The organism is Rhodanobacter sp. LX-99, from assembly GCF_018599185.1.
Classification (GTDB): Bacteria; Pseudomonadota; Gammaproteobacteria; order Xanthomonadales; family Rhodanobacteraceae; genus Rhodanobacter.
In genome coordinates, this window is the sequence record NZ_JAHFVL010000001.1 from 232527 (window position 1) to 249423 (window position 16897).

11 protein-coding genes are annotated in these 16897 nt (G+C 66.4%); 7 read left to right on the forward strand and 4 right to left on the reverse strand.

Translation table 11 applies throughout. The annotated features are described in order from the left end of the window. Window positions 1–22: 22 nt before the first annotated feature. Window positions 23–2308, reverse strand: a complete 2286-nt coding sequence (locus KK131_RS01085; protein WP_214554645.1) for a TonB-dependent receptor — start codon at window positions 2306–2308, stop codon at window positions 23–25. A 155-nt stretch (window positions 2309–2463) separates the two neighbouring features. On the opposite strand from KK131_RS01085, the gene KK131_RS01090 reads away from it, so the two are divergent. Both KK131_RS01090 and typA read left to right on the forward strand, forming a co-directional pair. Next, on the forward strand, window positions 2464–3861 hold the full coding sequence (locus tag KK131_RS01090; RefSeq protein ID WP_214554647.1) for a GntP family permease: 1398 nt from the start codon (window positions 2464–2466) through the stop codon (window positions 3859–3861). A gap of 151 nt (window positions 3862–4012) precedes the next feature. Continuing rightward, entirely contained in the window at window positions 4013–5839 is a 1827-nt protein-coding gene (typA, locus tag KK131_RS01095; protein WP_214554649.1) for a translational GTPase TypA, read from the forward strand. A gap of 53 nt (window positions 5840–5892) precedes the next feature. Here the strand turns inward: typA and KK131_RS01100 are convergent, their stop codons facing one another. Beyond that, window positions 5893–6843 (reverse strand): LysR family transcriptional regulator, encoded by a 951-nt coding sequence (locus KK131_RS01100; protein WP_214554651.1) that lies wholly within the window; start codon window positions 6841–6843, stop codon window positions 5893–5895. Between the two features lie 255 nt (window positions 6844–7098). On the opposite strand from KK131_RS01100, the gene acnA reads away from it, so the two are divergent. Beyond that, window positions 7099–9840: an aconitate hydratase AcnA gene (acnA, locus tag KK131_RS01105; protein ID WP_214554653.1), complete on the forward strand. Its 2742-nt coding sequence runs from the start codon at window positions 7099–7101 to the stop codon at window positions 9838–9840. Between the two features lie 77 nt (window positions 9841–9917). Here acnA and KK131_RS01110 read toward each other — a convergent pair whose 3' ends face one another. Then, window positions 9918–10364, reverse strand: coding sequence for a hypothetical protein (locus KK131_RS01110; RefSeq protein WP_214554655.1), 447 nt, complete (start codon window positions 10362–10364; stop codon window positions 9918–9920). A 142-nt stretch (window positions 10365–10506) separates the two neighbouring features. Between KK131_RS01110 and KK131_RS01115 the strand changes: the two genes are divergently transcribed. After that, complete coding sequence (locus KK131_RS01115; RefSeq protein ID WP_214554657.1) at window positions 10507–12192, forward strand: long-chain-fatty-acid--CoA ligase; 1686 nt, start codon at window positions 10507–10509, stop codon at window positions 12190–12192. A gap of 71 nt (window positions 12193–12263) precedes the next feature. Here the strand turns inward: KK131_RS01115 and KK131_RS01120 are convergent, their stop codons facing one another. Beyond that, on the reverse strand, window positions 12264–12632 hold the full coding sequence (locus KK131_RS01120) for a PilZ domain-containing protein (RefSeq protein ID WP_214556615.1): 369 nt from the start codon (window positions 12630–12632) through the stop codon (window positions 12264–12266). 890 nt (window positions 12633–13522) lie between these two features. Here KK131_RS01120 and KK131_RS01125 point away from each other — a divergent pair. Genes KK131_RS01125 through KK131_RS01135 form a run of 3 tightly spaced genes read left to right on the forward strand, consistent with a single transcriptional unit; the run spans window position 13523 to window position 16892 of the window. Beyond that, complete coding sequence (locus KK131_RS01125; protein WP_214554660.1) at window positions 13523–14455, forward strand: ScpA family protein; 933 nt, start codon at window positions 13523–13525, stop codon at window positions 14453–14455. 50 nt (window positions 14456–14505) lie between these two features. Then, window positions 14506–15369, forward strand: a complete 864-nt coding sequence (gene scpB, locus KK131_RS01130; RefSeq protein ID WP_214554662.1) for an SMC-Scp complex subunit ScpB — start codon at window positions 14506–14508, stop codon at window positions 15367–15369. Continuing rightward, window positions 15366–16892: a pseudouridine synthase gene (locus tag KK131_RS01135; protein WP_214554665.1), complete on the forward strand. Its 1527-nt coding sequence runs from the start codon at window positions 15366–15368 to the stop codon at window positions 16890–16892. The genes scpB and KK131_RS01135 overlap by 4 nt, the downstream gene beginning before the upstream one ends. The last annotated feature ends 5 nt before the right edge of the window (window positions 16893–16897 follow it).

Below are 16897 nucleotides of genomic sequence, written 5' to 3' on the forward strand. Positions count from 1 at the left end.
CTCGCCCGGCAGAAGCCGTGCATCAGAAGTTGTAGCGCACGTTGGCGTACCAGTTGCGCGGCATGCCGTAATACGCCGTGCGGATGTTGCCTACGCTGGAGAACTCCTGGCCGTCGGTCTTGTAGACCTTGTCGCCCAGGTTGCGCACGCCGGTACGGAACTGCCAGTGGCCGTCGGCGGAATCGTAGATGCCGAACAGGCCGGTCACCGAATAGGCCTTCTGGCTCAGCGCGTCGTAGTTGTCCACGCTCAACCAGGTCTCGCTGCGGTACGACCAGTCCGCGCCGATGGTGATGGCGCTGCCGTCGCCCAGGTTGAAGGCCTGCGTGGCTGCAACCCGCGACGTCCAGGTCGGCGAGAACGGCACATGCTTGTGCAGTTCCGGGTTGTACAACGGGTCACTCGGGTCGAGCCGGTGGTCGACGAACTTGGCATAGCGCGCATCCATGTAGCCGACCTGGGCCGACAGGCGGGTGCCCTGCCCCAGCACGGCGGCACCTTCAAACTCGATGCCGTCCATCTTAAGCTTGGCGGCGTTGATCACCGGAAACGCGAAGGTCGGGGTGATCGCGCCGGGGTTCTGCACTTCCGACACGCGCGCCTGGAAGTCGGTGTAGTCGCTGTGGAACGCGGCCAGGTTCGCCTGCAGCTTGTTGTCGACCGAGCGCCACTTCATGCCCAGCTCGTAGGTCCACACGTACTCGGGGTTGTACTCGGCGCTCTTCGTTTCGGCGGCGGTGTTGGCGCGGCCGTTGAAGCCGCCGGACTTGAAGCCGCGGCTGGCCGAGGCGTACAGCATGGTCTGCGGATCGAGCTGCTTCTGCAGGCTGACGGTGGGCGTCCACGCATTCCAGCGCTTGTTCGCGCTGAACGCCACGGTCTCGTTGATCGCGCTGAACGGCGCGCCCCAGAACGTGCTGGTGGTGCGGTCGTAGTCCTTGTGGTCGCTGCTGTAGCGCACGCCGGCGGCCAGCGTCCAGCTCGGCACGAACTCCCAGTTCATGTGCGCGAAGCCGGCGTAGGTGGTGGTGGTGAGGTCGTCGTCGATGGTGCGCAGGAAGGTGATCGGCGTGCCGGCCAGGGCGAACAGGTCGCTGGCATAAGCTTCCTGGTGCGACGGCACGGTTTCGCGCAGCCAGTACAGGCCATACACCGCCTGCAGGTTGCTGCCGTTGTCGTACTGCAGCTGCAGTTCCTGGCTCGCCTGCTTCTGATGGAAATCGACCAGCACGTCGCCTAGCTCGAACTGCGAGGCGTCGATGTCGATGTAGGAATGGCTGTCGAGCTTGCGGAAGGCGCTGATGCTCTTGAGGTTCCACTGGTCGGACAGCTTCCAGCCGAGGTTCAGCGCGGCGCCCTTGTGCTCGAGCTGCTGGCCCTTGCCCGGACCGAACGAGGTGCGCGTCTTGAAGTCGTACTTCTGGTCCGGATCGGGGGTGTACAGCGGCACCGAGCCGAACACCAGGTCGGTGCGTTTCAGCACGGAGACCGGCTGACCCAGGGTCAACCCGGTGTCCTGCCGGGTGTAGTCGAGGCTGAGCACCGCGTCGAAGTTTTCCGACGGGTGGTAGCGCAGCTTGCCGCGCACGGACTTGGTGTCCTCGTCGTTGTACTTGTGGCCGGTGGACGGATCGGTGACGTAGCCGTCGGTCTGGGTCACCCCGCCGGCGATCGAGGCCGACCATGCGCCGCCCAGCGGACCGCCGAGATAGAACTTGCCCTCGCGCCGGCCGTAGTTGCCGAAGCCGGCCTCGACCGAGCCCTCGGTGCTGTCGCCCGGGTTCTTCGTCACCACCTTGACCGCGCCGCCGGTGGAGTTCTTGCCGTACAGCGTCCCCTGCGGGCCACGCAGCACCTCGACGCGCTCGACGTCGAACAGGCTGATCAGCCCGCCCTGGATGCGCGAGTAGTAGACGTCGTCGACGTACATGCCCACGCCCGGGTCGAACGTCTGCAGCGCATCCGGCTGGCCGATGCCGCGGATGAAGATGTTCACCGCCGAGGACGAGCCGCGGCCCTGCACGATGTTCATGTTCGGCACCGCACCCTGCAGGCCGTCGACGCTGTTCGCCTGCAGGTCCTTCATGTCCTCGCCGCTGAACGCGGTGATCGCGACCGGCACCTTCTCCAGCGATTCGTCGCGGCGCCGCGCACTGACCGTCACTTCCTGCAACTGCTTGGCCTCGGCCTGTTTCGCTGCCGTCGGCTTGGCACCGGCGCCCTCGTTCGCCTGCTGCGCGTGCAGCGGCACGATGAAGGCCAGCCCCAGAACCAGACCGATCGCCGAACTCAGATGCGTGCGTTTCATGACGTCCCCTTGCAGTGAATGCATCGCTCGCGCGGATGCCGATGAGGGGAGAGTAGGCGGCGCCGTGCGCCGGCGGCACTTGTACCTTCGTACAGTGCCGCCGGCATGGGGCGTCCGGGATACTCGGCGCCAAGTCGTGGTGGGGAGATTCACGGATGGCGTTTCTGATCGTGCTGGCTGCGCTGTGCTTCCTGATGTTCGCGGCCTATCGCGGCTACAGCGTCATCCTGTTCGCGCCGATCGCCGCGCTGGGCGCGGTGCTGCTGACCGACCCGTCGCTGGTGGCGCCGATGTTCACCGGCCTGTTCATGGACAAGATGGTCGGCTTCCTCAAGCTGTACTTCCCGGTGTTCATGCTGGGCGCGGTGTTCGGCAAGCTGATCGAGCTTTCCGGTTTCTCCAAGTCGATCGTGGCGGCCACCATCGGCCTGGTCGGGCGCAGCCGGGCGATCCTGTCGATCGTGCTGGTGTGCGCGCTGCTGACCTACGGCGGCGTGTCGCTGTTCGTGGTGGTGTTCGCGGTGTACCCGTTCGCCGCCGAACTCTTTCGCCAGTCCGACATTCCCAAACGGCTGATCCCCGGCACCATCGCGCTGGGCGCGTTCACCTTCACCATGGATTCGCTGCCGGGCACGCCGCAGATCCAGAACATCATCCCCACGTCGTTCTTCGGCACCAACACCTGGGCGGCGCCGTGGCTGGGCACGATCGGCGCGCTGTTCATCCTGGTCATCGGCCTGACTTACCTGGACTGGCGCCGACGCAAGGCCGCCGCGGCCGGCGAGGGCTATGGCGACAACCTGGTCAACGAGCCGGCTCCGTTCGAAGGCGGCAGGCTGGCGCATCCGCTGGTGGCGCTGCTGCCGCTGGTACTGGTGGGCGCGTGCAACAAGCTGTTCACCGACCTGATCCCGCGCGCCTACGGCGAAACCCAGTCGTTCCTGCCCAGCGTGGTCGGCAACGCCAAGCCGGTGGTGCAGGAAGTATCCAAGGTCGCCGCGATCTGGGCGGTCGAGGGCGCGCTGCTGGCCGGCATCCTGTGCGTGCTGGTATTCGCCTGGCGTGCGGTGACCCGGCAGCTGGCCGCCGGCAGCCAGGCCGCGGTCGGCGGTGCGCTGCTGGCGTCGATGAACACGGCTTCCGAATACGGTTTCGGCGCGGTGATCGCCGCCCTGCCCGGCTTCAAGCTGGTCGCCGACGCGCTGCACACGATCCCGAACCCGCTGCTCAACGAGGCGGTCACCGTCACCGCGCTGGCCGGCATCACCGGCTCGGCCTCCGGCGGCATGAGCATCGCGCTGGGCGCGATGGCGGAGACCTTCATCGCCAACGCGAACGCCGCCGGCATCCCGATGGAAGTGCTGCACCGGGTCGCCGCGATGGCCTCCGGCGGCATGGACACGCTGCCGCACAACGGCGCGGTGATCACCCTGCTGGCGGTGACCGGACTGACCCACCGGCAGTCCTACAAGGACATCTTCGCGATCACCGTGATCAAGACCCTGGCGGTGCTGGTGGTGATCGCGGCGTACTATTTCCTCGGCGTGGTGTAACCGCGCCGACGGCATCCCGCAGGCCGCGGCCGTGAGGCCGGCTGAACGGGCGATCGAAATGACGGGCAAGTTGTCACGCAAGTCCGTATAATCGGTCAATTCGCCCTTCAAAAACCTGCGTGACGGCCACCGAGCCGCCCGAGTCGATCCCATGTCCATCGAAAAATTGCGCAACATCGCCATCGTCGCCCACGTCGATCACGGCAAGACCACCCTCGTCGATTGCCTGCTCAAGCAGTCCGGCACGCTCAGCGAGCGCACCGTGCTGGCCGAGCGCGTGATGGACTCGAACGACCAGGAAAAGGAACGCGGCATCACCATCCTGGCCAAGAACACCGCCATCACCTGGCAGGGCAATCGCATCAACATCGTCGACACCCCGGGACACGCCGACTTCGGCGGCGAGGTGGAGCGCGTGCTGTCGATGGTCGACTCGGTGCTGATCCTGGTCGACGCGATGGACGGCCCGATGCCGCAGACCCGCTTCGTGACGCAGAAGGCGTTCGCGATGGGCTTCAAGCCGATCGTGGTGATCAACAAGGTCGACCGCCCGGGTGCGCGTCCGGAGTGGGTCGTCGAGCAAGTGTGGGACCTGTTCGACCGCCTGGGCGCCACGCCGGAGCAGATGGACTTCCCGATCGTCTACGCCTCGGCGCTGAACGGCTACGCCGGCCTCAACGACGACGTGCGCGAAGGCGACATGACCCCGCTGTACGAAGCGATCATGCAGCACGTGAGCAAGCCGGACGTCGATCCGGACGGCCCGTTCCAGATGCGCATCAGCCAGCTCGACTACAACAGCTTCGTCGGCGTGATCGGCATCGGCCGCATCCAGCGCGGCACCTTGAAGAAGGGCATGCCGGTCGCCGTGATCGATCGCCACGGCAAGAAGCGCCAGGGCAAGGTGATGCAGGTGCTGGGCTTCCTCGGCCTGGAGCGGATCGAGCAGGACAGCGCCGAGGCCGGCGACATCGTCGCGATCTCGGGCATCGCCGACCTCACCATCTCCGACACCGTCACCGCGCTGGATACACCTGAAGCATTGCCCGCGCTGACCGTCGACGAGCCGACGATCTCGATGACCTTCCAGGTCAACAACTCGCCGTTCGCCGGCAACAAGGACCTGTCCGGCGGCAAGTTCCTGACCAGCCGCCAGCTGCGCGAGCGTCTGGATCGCGAACAGGTGCACAACGTGGCGCTGAAGGTCGAGCAAGGCTCCGATGCCGACAAGTTCCTGGTCTCCGGCCGCGGCGAGCTGCATCTGTCGGTGCTGATCGAGAACATGCGCCGCGAGGGCTACGAGCTGGCCGTGTCGCGCCCGGAAGTGATCATCAAGGAGATCGACGGCCAGAAGATGGAGCCGATCGAGCAACTGGTGGTCGACGTGGAAGAAGTCCATCAGGGTGCCGTGATGGAAAGGCTCGGCGTGCGCAAGGGCCAGCTGAAGAACATGGAGTCCGACGGCAAGGGGCGCGTGCGCCTGGATTACGAGATTCCGGCGCGTGGCCTGATCGGCTTCCAGAACCAGTTCAAGACCCTGACCCAGGGCTCGGGCCTGCTGTTCCACGTGTTCGACCACTACGGTCCGAAGGAAGAAGGCCAGATCGCCAAGCGCCTCAATGGCGTGATGATCGCCAACGCCGGCGGCACCACCCCCGCGTATTCGCTGGGACCGCTGCAGGATCGCGGCAAGCTGTTCGCGGCCGAGGGCGACAACGTGTATGAAGGCCAGCTGGTCGGCATTCACGCCAAGGACAACGACCTCACCGTCAACGTGATCAAGCCCAAGCCGCTGACCAACATGCGCGCCTCGGGCAAGGACGATGCGATCCAGCTGACCCCGGCGATCAAGTTCACGCTGGAACAGGCGCTGGACTTCATCGACGACGACGAGCTGGTCGAGGTCACCCCGAAGGAGATCCGCCTGCGCAAGAAGCACCTCACCGAGAACGACCGCAAGCGCGCCTCGCGCGGTTGAGCCGGGCCCTCAGGTGATGAAACGGAAGGCCGCCGCAAGGCGGCCTTCTGCTGTCAGGCCGACGCAGTTTTCGCTTTCGCGCCCATCACGCGCAACCCCGGCCGCTGCCTTGCCAGCTTGCGCAGCAGTTCGGCGAACGCCTGCAGGTCGTCGTGCCAGGGCGAGGCATCGCGCCAGTACAGCGCGATCTCGCGGCCCGACGCCGGCCCCTTCAGCCTGGCCAGCGCGACGTTCGGCATCGAGGCCAGCCGCTCGTGCGCGAGCGCGGGCACCAGCGCGTAGCCGCCGCGCAGGCTGACCAGGGCGGCCAGGCTTTCCAGGCTGACGTCCTGCACGTGGCCGTGCTCGCTGCCCTCGCAGTGCAGGCCGTCGGCATGGCTTTCGGCCATCAGCGTGGCCTCGGCCGGATCGAGCTGGTCCAGCGCAATGCTGTCCCGGCCGGCCAGTGGATGGTCGGCGCGCAGCATCAGTTCCCACGGCTCGAAGAACAGCGGGCGCGAGGCGATCCCGCTGACCGCCGCTGCCGGCGGCGCCAGCACCGCATCGAGTTCGCCTTCGCTCAAGCGGCGCAACAGGCCGCGCGGCTTGCCCTCGGAAATGCCCAGCCGCGCGCCCGGGAAATGCTGCGGAAACGGCGCGATCAGGTGCGGCAACAGGTACGGCCCCAGCGAGGCCGGCACGCCCAGCCGCAGCTCGCCGCCGAAGGCGACTTCGCCGGCGCGGGCGACCTGCTGCAGGTGTTCGGCCGCAGCCAGCACCGCATCGATCTGCTGCAGCAGCCGCTGGCCGCCGGCGGTCGGCACGATCTTCCGGCCGCCGCGCTCGAACAGCGGCGCGCCCAGCGCCTGCTCGACCTTCTGCACCTGGTGCGACAACCCCGACGGGCTGATGTGCATCGCCCGTGCCGCACTGTTGAAACTGCCGTGGCGATGCACCGCCTGCACCAGCGCGAGATCGCGCAGCGAGACGGCGGCCAGGCCCATCGAAATCATCGAATGCTGCATGTCATCAAAGGCGTTTGCGTGCGGTGGTCATCGGGCCCATCCTGTGCGGTGTTGTCGGCCGCGAGCGTTGGCGCAGTGTACCCGCCGGCGCGCAACCCGACAGACGCCCGCAAGCCGTGCACACCGCCCTCCCGGCGGCACACCGGTTCGCGGCCGCGCAGGGTTTGGGCGATAATTGCTTTTTTGCCGGGCCGGCGACCTCCCCATCGTCATCGTTCGATCATCCCAGCCGCAGGATCAGCCAGGAGCAGCACCATGAAAGACACCTTTTCCGTACGCGACACCCTCGAGGTCAACGGCAGGAAATACGCCTTTGCCAGCCTGACCAAGCTGGGCCAGCGCTTCGACCTGAAGCGGCTGCCGTACTCGATGAAGATCCTGCTGGAAAACCTGCTGCGCCACGAAGACGGCACTGACGTCACCGCGAAGGAAATCGAAGCGGTCGCCACATGGGATTCGAAGAAGGAGCCGGATACCGAAATCGCCTTCATGCCGGCGCGCGTGCTGCTGCAGGACTTCACCGGCGTGCCCTGCGTGGTCGATCTGGCCGCGATGCGCGACGCGATGAAGGCCTTGGGCGGCGACCCCACCCTGATCAACCCGCTGTCGCCGGCGGAACTCGTCATCGACCACTCGGTACAGGTGGACGTGTTCGGCACGGCCGACGCGCTGGAGCGCAACGTCGATATCGAATTCAAGCGCAACCAGGCCCGATACAGCTTCCTGCGCTGGGGCCAGAAAGCGTTGAGCGACTTCAAGGTGGTACCGCCGCGCACCGGCATCGTGCACCAGGTGAACCTGGAGCACCTGGCCCGCGTGGTCATGGGCAGCGAAGTCGACGGCCAGCTGTGGGCGTACCCGGACACCGTGTTCGGCACCGATTCGCACACCACCATGATCAACGGCCTGGGCGTGCTGGGCTGGGGCGTGGGCGGCATCGAGGCCGAGGCGGCCATGCTCGGCCAGCCCTCCTCCATGCTGATTCCGCAGGTGGTCGGCTTCAAGCTGTCCGGCCGTCTGCCGGAAGGCGCCACCGCCACCGACCTGGTGCTCACCGTGACGCAGATGCTGCGCAAGCAGGGCGTGGTCGGCAAGTTCGTCGAGTTCTTCGGCCCGGGCCTGCAGCACCTGCCGCTGGCCGATCGCGCCACCATCGGCAACATGGCGCCGGAGTACGGCGCCACCTGCGGCATCTTCCCGATCGACGCCGAATCGCTGAAGTACCTGCGCCTGTCCGGCCGCAGCGACGAGCAGGTCGCGCTGGTCGAGGCGTACGCCAAGGCGCAGGGCCTGTGGCACGACGAAAACAGCGTGCACGCCGAATTCACCGCCACGCTGGAACTGGACCTGGCCGACGTGAAGCCGTCGATGGCCGGCCCGAAGCGCCCGCAGGACCGCGTGCTGCTCACCGACGTGCAGAAGAATTTCCACGAGAATCTCGGCGCCACCACGGTCAACCGCAACGGTGCCGAGGCGCGTTTCGCCAACGAGGGCGGCGGCACCGCCGTGGGCCGCGAAAAAAGCGCGAAATCGCCCGGCCAGCACGTGCTGCGCAACGGCGAGGAATTCGATGTCCATGACGGCTCCGTGGTCATCGCCGCGATCACCTCGTGCACCAACACCTCGAACCCGGCGGTGATGCTGGCCGCCGGCCTGGTGGCGAAGAAGGCCGCCGCCAGGGGCCTGAAGTCCAAGCCGTGGGTGAAGACCTCGCTGGCGCCGGGCTCCAAGGTGGTCACCGACTATCTCGAAAAGACCGGCCTGCTGACCGAGCTGGACAAGCTCGGCTTCTTCCTGGTCGGCTACGGCTGCACCACCTGCATCGGCAATTCCGGCCCGCTGCCGCAGGAAATCAGCAAGGCGATCAGCGACGGCGACCTCACCGTCGGCGCGGTGATCTCCGGCAACCGCAACTTCGAAGGCCGCGTGCACGCCGAAGTGAAGATGAACTACCTGGCCTCGCCGCCGCTGGTGGTCGCCTACGCGCTGGCCGGCTCGCTCGACATCAACCTGAGCACCGATCCACTGGGCAAGGGCGCCGACGGCAAGGACGTCTTCCTCAAGGACATCTGGCCGACCAACCAGGAAATCAGCGACCTGATGGCGGGTGCGGTCACTTCGGACATGTTCCGCAAGAACTACGCCGACGTGTTCAAGGGCGACGAGCGCTGGAGTTCGATCGACTCGCCGGATGGCGACCTGTACGCGTGGGACGAAGCCTCCACCTACATCAAGAACCCGCCCTACTTCGACGGCATGACCATGGCGCTGACCCCGGTCGAGGACATCCACGCCGCGCGTTGCCTGGGCCTGTTCGGCGACTCGATCACCACCGACCACATCTCGCCGGCCGGCGCGATCAAGAAGGATTCCCCGGCCGGGCGCTTCCTGATCTCGCGCGGCGTGCAGCCGATCGACTTCAACTCCTACGGCTCGCGCCGCGGCAACGACGACGTGATGGTGCGCGGCACGTTCGCCAACATCCGCATCAAGAACCAGCTGCTGGATGGCGTGGAAGGCGGCTTCACCCGCCACATTCCCAGCGGCGAACAGATGTCGATCTACGACGCGGCGATGAAGTACAAGGAAGAGAAGACCCCGCTGGTGGTCCTTGCCGGCAAGGAATACGGCACCGGCTCCTCGCGTGACTGGGCCGCCAAGGGCACCCTGCTGCTGGGCATCAAGGCGGTGATCGCCGAAAGCTTCGAGCGCATCCACCGCTCCAACCTGGTCGGCATGGGCGTGCTGCCGTGCACGTTCAAGGATGGCGAGAATGCAAAATCGCTGGGCCTGAGCGGCAACGAGACGTTCGACATCACCGGCCTCGACAATGGCAATTCGAGGAACGCCACCGTCACGGCCACCGCCGCCGACGGCAACAGGAAGCAGTTCAGCGTGAACGTGATGCTGCTGACCCCGAAGGAGCGCGAGTTCTTCCGTCACGGCGGCATCCTGCAGTACGTACTGCGTCAGCTGGCCGGCAAGAAGGCCGCCTGAATTTCGGCGTGACTCCTGCAACGAAAAACCGCCCCGGCTTCCGGGGCGGTTTTTTTCGTGAGAGCCTCAGCGAATCGTTACAGCGAATGTTTCCAGCTGGCCGTATAGCAGCGCCATTCGCCGTCTTCCTTGCGCCACGCCGATTCGACCTGGTACAGGCCCAGCTGGTCGGGCAACAGTCGGCCGCCGCTGGTCAGCGTGACCGTGAAGGTCGCCACCATCCGTTCGCCGCGAGGCTCGATCGACACCGGCCCCATGGTCACGCCGACGTGCTCGCCGCGTAGCGACAGCAGCCTGACCATGCCGGTCAATCCGCGTCGGTCCAGCTGGCCGGCATTGCCGTCGAAGTTCTCGCTCAGCGAGGCGCCCACATCGCCGGCCGAACCTGCTTCGGCCGCCTGCGCGACCGACGCGATGGCCGCGCGCACCCGCTCTTCGTCCGGCGTGCGCCGGCAGGCCGACAGCGCCAGTGCGAACAGCGTGAGAGCGACCAACGCACAGGTGATTTTTCTCGGTGCAATCATCGACGGAACTCGCTGCAGTGCGGCTTGCCGCTATACGCGGGCGTATGCTCCAATCCACTGGCGCATGGTCCATGATGGATGCTACCGCCATCCTGATTCCACCATCCGACTCGTGGTCATCGACAAACAGGGAACCCAAAGCATGAGCAATGAACGTCCGTGGCTGGAGAACTATCCAGCCGGCGTGCCGGAGCAGATCGATGTCAGTCAGTATGCCTCGGTGCCGGCGGTGCTGGAGGAAGCTTTCGCCCGCTTCCGCGACCGCCCGGCGTTTGCCAGTTTCGGCCGTCAGCTCAGCTACGGCCAGATCGATGAGATGAGCCGCCAGTTCGCCGGCTACCTCACCGGTGTGCTCAAGCTCGGCAAGGGCGATCGCATCGCGATCATGATGCCGAACGTATTGCAGTACCCGATCGCCCTGTTCGGCGCGCTGCGGGCCGGCCTGGTGGTGGTCAACACCAACCCGATGTACACCGCGCGCGAACTGAAGCACCAGCTGGAAGATTCGGGCGCCAAGGCGATCGTGGTGCTGGACAACTTCGCCGGCACCTTGCAGCACGTGGTGGCCGAGACCGAGGTGCAGCACGTCATCACCACCGGCATCGGCGACCTGCTCGGCTTCCCCAAGGGAGCGCTGATCAACTTCGTGCTGAAGCACGTGAAGAAGATGGTGCCCGCGTTCGATCTGCCGCAGGCCGTGCGCTTCCGCGACGCGCTGGCGCGCGGCGCGGCGCATCCGCTGCAGCCGGTCACGCTGAGCCACGACGACATCGCCTTCCTGCAATACACCGGCGGCACCACCGGCGTGGCCAAGGGCGCGATGCTGACCCACCGCAACATGGTGGCGAACATGCTGCAGGCCGCCGCCTGGATCGGCACCGACCTGGTCAAGCCCGGCGAAGAGGTGATCATCACCGCGCTGCCGCTGTACCACATCTTCTCGCTGACCGCGAACGGCCTGGTGTTCATGCGCCTGGGCGGCCTCAATTGGCTGATCACCAACCCGCGCGACATGCCCGGCTTCGTCAAGGAACTGCGCAAGTCCGGCTTCACCGCGCTGACCGGCGTCAACACGCTGTTCAACGGCCTGCTCAACACGCCCGGTTTTTCCGAACTGGATTTCTCGAAGCTGCACTTGACCCTGGGCGGCGGCATGGCGGTGCAGCGCGCCGTGGCCGAACGCTGGAAGAAGATCACCGGCTGCACCCTGGCCGAGGCGTACGGGCTGACCGAGACCTCGCCCGCGGTCTGCATCAATCCGCTCGACCTCAAGGAATACAACGGCTCGATCGGCCTGCCGGTGCCGTCCACCAACGTGGCGATCTGGTCGGAAGACGGCACGCCGCTACCCGTCGGCGAGGTCGGCGAACTGATGGTGCATGGCCCGCAGGTGATGAAGGGCTACTGGAACCGCCCGGACGAGACCATCAAGGTGCTCGGCGCCGACGGCTGGCTGCACACCGGCGACATCGCGAAGATGGACGCGAACGGATACTTCTACATCGTCGACCGCAAGAAGGACATGATCCTGGTGTCCGGCTTCAACGTGTACCCGAATGAGGTCGAGGACGCGGTGATGCAGCACCCCGGCGTACTCGAGGTGGCTGCGGTCGGCGTGCCCGACGAGCATTCCGGCGAGGTGGTGAAGCTGTTCGTGGTGCGCAAGGACCCGAACCTCACCGAAGAAGCGCTCAAGCAGTTCTGCCGCGAGAACCTCACCGGCTACAAGCGGCCCAAGCTGATCGAGTTCCGCGACAGCCTGCCGAAGAGCAACGTGGGCAAGATCCTGCGCCGCGAGCTGCGTGACGAAAAGAAAGCCTCGGCCTGAGTTCCCCTCAGGTATCCGTAACCGAAAACGCCCGCGTATGCGGGCGTTTTTCATGCGGCGGCCGAGTTCGCTCAACCGTCCTTCCAGTACTCCAGGATATCGGCGTAGCCGCCCAGCAGGTTCCACAACGGCACCTGCTTGTCCTCGGGAATGCGGCTGTACGAAAAACCGATGTGGTGATCGGAGATGCGCGCCACCACGGCCTCGAGGTGGATATGCAAATTGTTCCCGAAGATCATGTCGAGTACCCAGCTCTGCCCGACATGGCCCGACCAGCCCAACGGGCGGCGCAGCAGTGCGCCGGTAGCCGAGATATCCACCAGCTCGGTCGGATGCGACTCGCCGTTGCTGCTCATCAGCACCGTCGTCTCGATCTGCATGCGCGCCGGACGCAACTGCTCCGGTCCACTGCCATCCTGCCCGTTTTTGTCGATTGCCATCAGCTCCACCACCTGTTTGCGCTTGCGCCCGGCAAGAGCGCTGTGTTCAACATCGTCCTGAAATCTTTCTGCTGCATCCTTCGCCGACAACGCCGTTGCGCCGCGTTGGTCGGGATTGCCAACCGTTTCCAAGCAATCGTCGTGCCATCCCGCCGCCTCATCGGACGGCGCCGCCATCGCATCGGACCGCATTGCGATCCGGGCTCGGCCGGAATCCGCACCACACTCGTGCCGTCAGGACATCGTCCATCACTCCGTTCACGGTCGACGAACGCGACGCTGACGCCGGCCCGGCTCATTTCGACACATTAGGTCACATGCCGCCCTTTCCGTACCGGACGCATCGGTTTTCCGGGCACAATCCGCGTATTGTGCCCGTCGAGAACACCCGCGCGAAACAGGCAAGCGCACCGGATCGCCATCGCCGCCAACCGCGGCAGCGTCGGTTGGCTCGCGCTGGACTTGGTGCCGGCTAACCGCTACTCTTGACCCACGCGTGGCTCCATGGAAAATGTTTGCCGAGCACTTCCGGCACCCGTGGCGTCCATTCGACCGCTCTCGAACTGACCAGTGAACAGCCGGTGGCGTCGTTTCCCGCCCTCCCTGGCTCGCTTGGCGTCGTTGCCGTGGCTGACAACCCGCAGTGGGCGCGCGATGGTCGCTGGAGACCTGCCTGACCGAACCACCATCGAGTGGCTTCGTCATGCCCGTCGTGACGGTGGCGTCCACCGCGCATGGACCGAACAAGTGTGAAGAACGCAGTACCCCGGGAATGCCGCCTCACCGCCGCGTTCCGAGTACGGACATCCCATGCCGCGTCGGCTTGTGAATGACTCCGATCATGTTGAACGCACTGCCAGCCGCTGAAGACGGCCCCATGACATGCATTGATGAGCACTGAGCCCGTCGAGCCACAGAGCCCGGTTACCGCACCGCAGGACGCGTTTGCGTCGGTACCTCAACAGCAGGAAATGCCGCTGGCCATCGTGCGTGGCCAACCGATGCTGCAGATGCCGCAGGACCTGTACATCCCGCCGGACGCGCTCGAGGTCATCCTGGAATCGTTCGAGGGTCCGCTGGACCTGCTGCTGTACCTGATTCGCCGGCAGAACCTGGACATCCTGGATATCCCGGTCGCCGAGATCACCCGGCAGTACATGACCTACATCGAGTTGATGCGGGACGTGATGCGACTGGAGCTGGCGGCCGAATACCTGCTGATGGCCGCGATCCTGGCCGAGATCAAGTCGCGGCTGCTGCTGCCGCGGCCCCCGATCGAGGAAGGGCTGGAAGAGGACCCCCGTGCCGAACTGGTACGGCGCCTGCAGGAGTACGAGCGGTTCAAGCGGGCGGCCGAGGACATCGAGGCCATGCCACGGATGGAGCGCGACAGCGTGGCGGTGCATGCCGACGTGGGCGAACGCAACGTGATCAGGTTGCCGCCGCCGCTGGAGCTGACCGAGCTGCTGCTGGCACTGAAGGACGTGATGCACCGGGCCGAACTGTTCGGGCATCACGCGATCAAGCGCGAGGCGCTCAGCGTGCGCCAGCGCATGGGCGAACTGCTGAGCCGGCTCGACGACAGCAGCTTCCACCGCTTCGAGAGCCTGTTCGACATCAGCGAAGGCCGCCTCGGCATCGTGGTGACGTTCCTGGCAATGCTGGAGCTGGCCAAGGAAATGCTGGTCGAGATCGTCCAGGAAGAGCCGCTGGCGCCGATATACGTAAAGGCGAAGGTGAGCCACGCCGAAGAACCCGTCGACGCACCGGCGGACGACGCACAAGCGGGCGAGTCGGCACTGATCGAATCGTCCGGCGAATGAACGACATCCACTGAGCGGTACCGATCAAACCGGCATCCGAACCCAAGGTTATGCAGATCGAGCAACTCAAACCCATCATCGAGGCCGCCCTGCTGGCCTCCACCCAGCCGATGACCGCGCAGCAGCTGGGCGAGCTGTTCAACGAGGCCGACGACGTCAACCGCGAGCAGATCGCCAAGGCGCTCGAGGCGCTGGCGGAGGACTGCAGCGGCCGCGGCATCGAGCTGAAGGAGGTGGCTTCCGGCTTCCGCTACCAGGTGCGCCAGGACGTGCACCCGTGGATCTCGCGGATGTGGACCGAGCGGCCCAGCCGCTATTCGCGCGCGCTGCTGGAAACGCTGGCGTTGATCGCCTACCGCCAGCCGATCACCCGTCCCGAGATCGAGCAGATCCGTGGCGTGGTGGTGTCGTCCAACATCATCAAGACGATGGAGGAGCGCGAGTGGATCCGCGTCGTCGGCTACCGCGACGTGCCCGGCAAGCCGGCGCTGTTCGGCACCACCCGCGCCTTCCTCGACTACTTCAACCTGAAATCGCTGGACCAGTTGCCGCCGCTGTCGGAAATCCGCGACATGGAGGACCCGCAATTGCGCTTCGAGCCGGATCCCCTGCCCGCCCGCATCGTGCGCGACCTGCCGATCGATCCGGACGAGGAGGCTCCCGCCGATGAACAAGCCGGCGGCAGCAACATGAACGACACCGAGTATCAAGCATCCGCGGACGCCGCCGATGCCGACGACAGCGCCATCGCGACCGCCGCCGACGCGCCGGCCACTTCCGAATCCGACGAAGCAGGCTCCGACATGAGCCTGCCCGCCGAGACCCTGACAACCACTGCCGACGAGGCAGCGAACCCCGCCGCGGACGTCGAACCCGACACCGCCGAGCAAGATCCCGAGGAGTACCGCGCATGACTGCGCCGCAAAAATCCGTTTTATCCCTGAAGCGCGAACCGCGCATCGACACCGACGCCCCGGCGCTGGAAGAACGCCTGCACAAGGTGCTGGCCAACGCCGGCCTCGGCTCGCGCCGCATGCTCGAACAGCGCATCCAGTCCGGCGAAGTCGAACTCAATAGCGCACCTGCCGAGATCGGCATGAGTGTCAAGGCTGGCGACCGCGTGGTCATCGACGGCAAGCAGTTCGTCGTTGCCACCGACAGCCGCGACGACACCGAGGTGCTGATCTACCACAAGCCCGAAGGCGTGCTGACCACCCGCGACGATCCCGACGGCCGCCCCACCGTGTTCGAACAGCTGCCGCGCCTGAAGGGCGCGCGCTGGGTCGCCGTGGGCCGGCTCGACATCAACACCACCGGCCTGCTGCTGCTGACCACCGACGGCGAACTGGCCAACGGCCTGATGCACCCGAAGAGCGGCCTGGAGCGCGAATACCTGTGCCGCGTGCACGGCGAAGTGCCGGACGAGATCATCGAGCGGCTGAAGGCCGGCGTGGAGCTGGAAGACGGCCCCGCCCGCTTCGACGAGATCGCCGTGATCAGCCGCGGCGGCAGCCACAGCTGGTTCCGCGTGGTGATCCGCGAAGGCCGCAACCGCGAAGTGCGCCGCCTGTGGGATTCCCAGGGTTTCCTGGTCAGCCGCCTCAAGCGCATCCGCTACGGCAAGATCGAGCTACCGCGCAACCTGCGCCGCGGCGAGTGCGAAGCGCTCGACGCGGAAAGCGTCAAGCAGCTGCGCCAGACCACCGGCCTCGGCGTGCCGCAGCCGGTGCTGACGCTGAGCCCGGTGCTGCACCAGCGCCGTGCCAATCGCAGCGTCACCGAATACCGCCCCGAACGCGGCAGCAGCACCGCCTGGACCGGCGGCCAGGACGAGGCGCGCGAACTGCGCGCCTACGACCGCATCCGCGAAGAACCCACCCGCGGCCGCAAGCCGCCGCGCCGCGACGGCAAGGAAGTCAACGGCAACCTGGTCCGCCCCGAACGTGGCGCAGCGGCCGGCCGGCACGGCGGCAAGGGTCGGCGCGTGGCGCCGGGCCAGGAACTACCGTCGGTGCGCACCTGGTTCGCCGGCGAAAGCCGTGACGGCAGCAGTCGTCCCGGCGCACCGCGCGGGAACGCCGGCGGCGCGGCCGGCAATCGCCGTCCGGCGGGTGGCAAGTCGTTCGGCGCACGCAGCGGCGGTGAAGGCCGTGCTGCCGGCAGTCCGTACAGCGGCTTCGGCGGCGAGTCGCGTGGCCCCGGCCTGGGCGGCAACCGTGCACCGGGCAATCGTGGCGCTCGCCCGCAAGGCCAGGCCCAGGGCAATCGCGCGCATGGCAACCCGGCGCGGCCGCAGGGCCAGGGCCAAGGCGGCAATCGACCCGGCGGCCGACCGCAGGGCCAGGGCGGCAACCGCCCGCAAGGCGGCGCTCGTCATGGCGGTCCGGCCGGTGGTCGTCCGCCGGGTCGTGGCGGCAACCGGTCGGGCAATCGCTGAGCCCC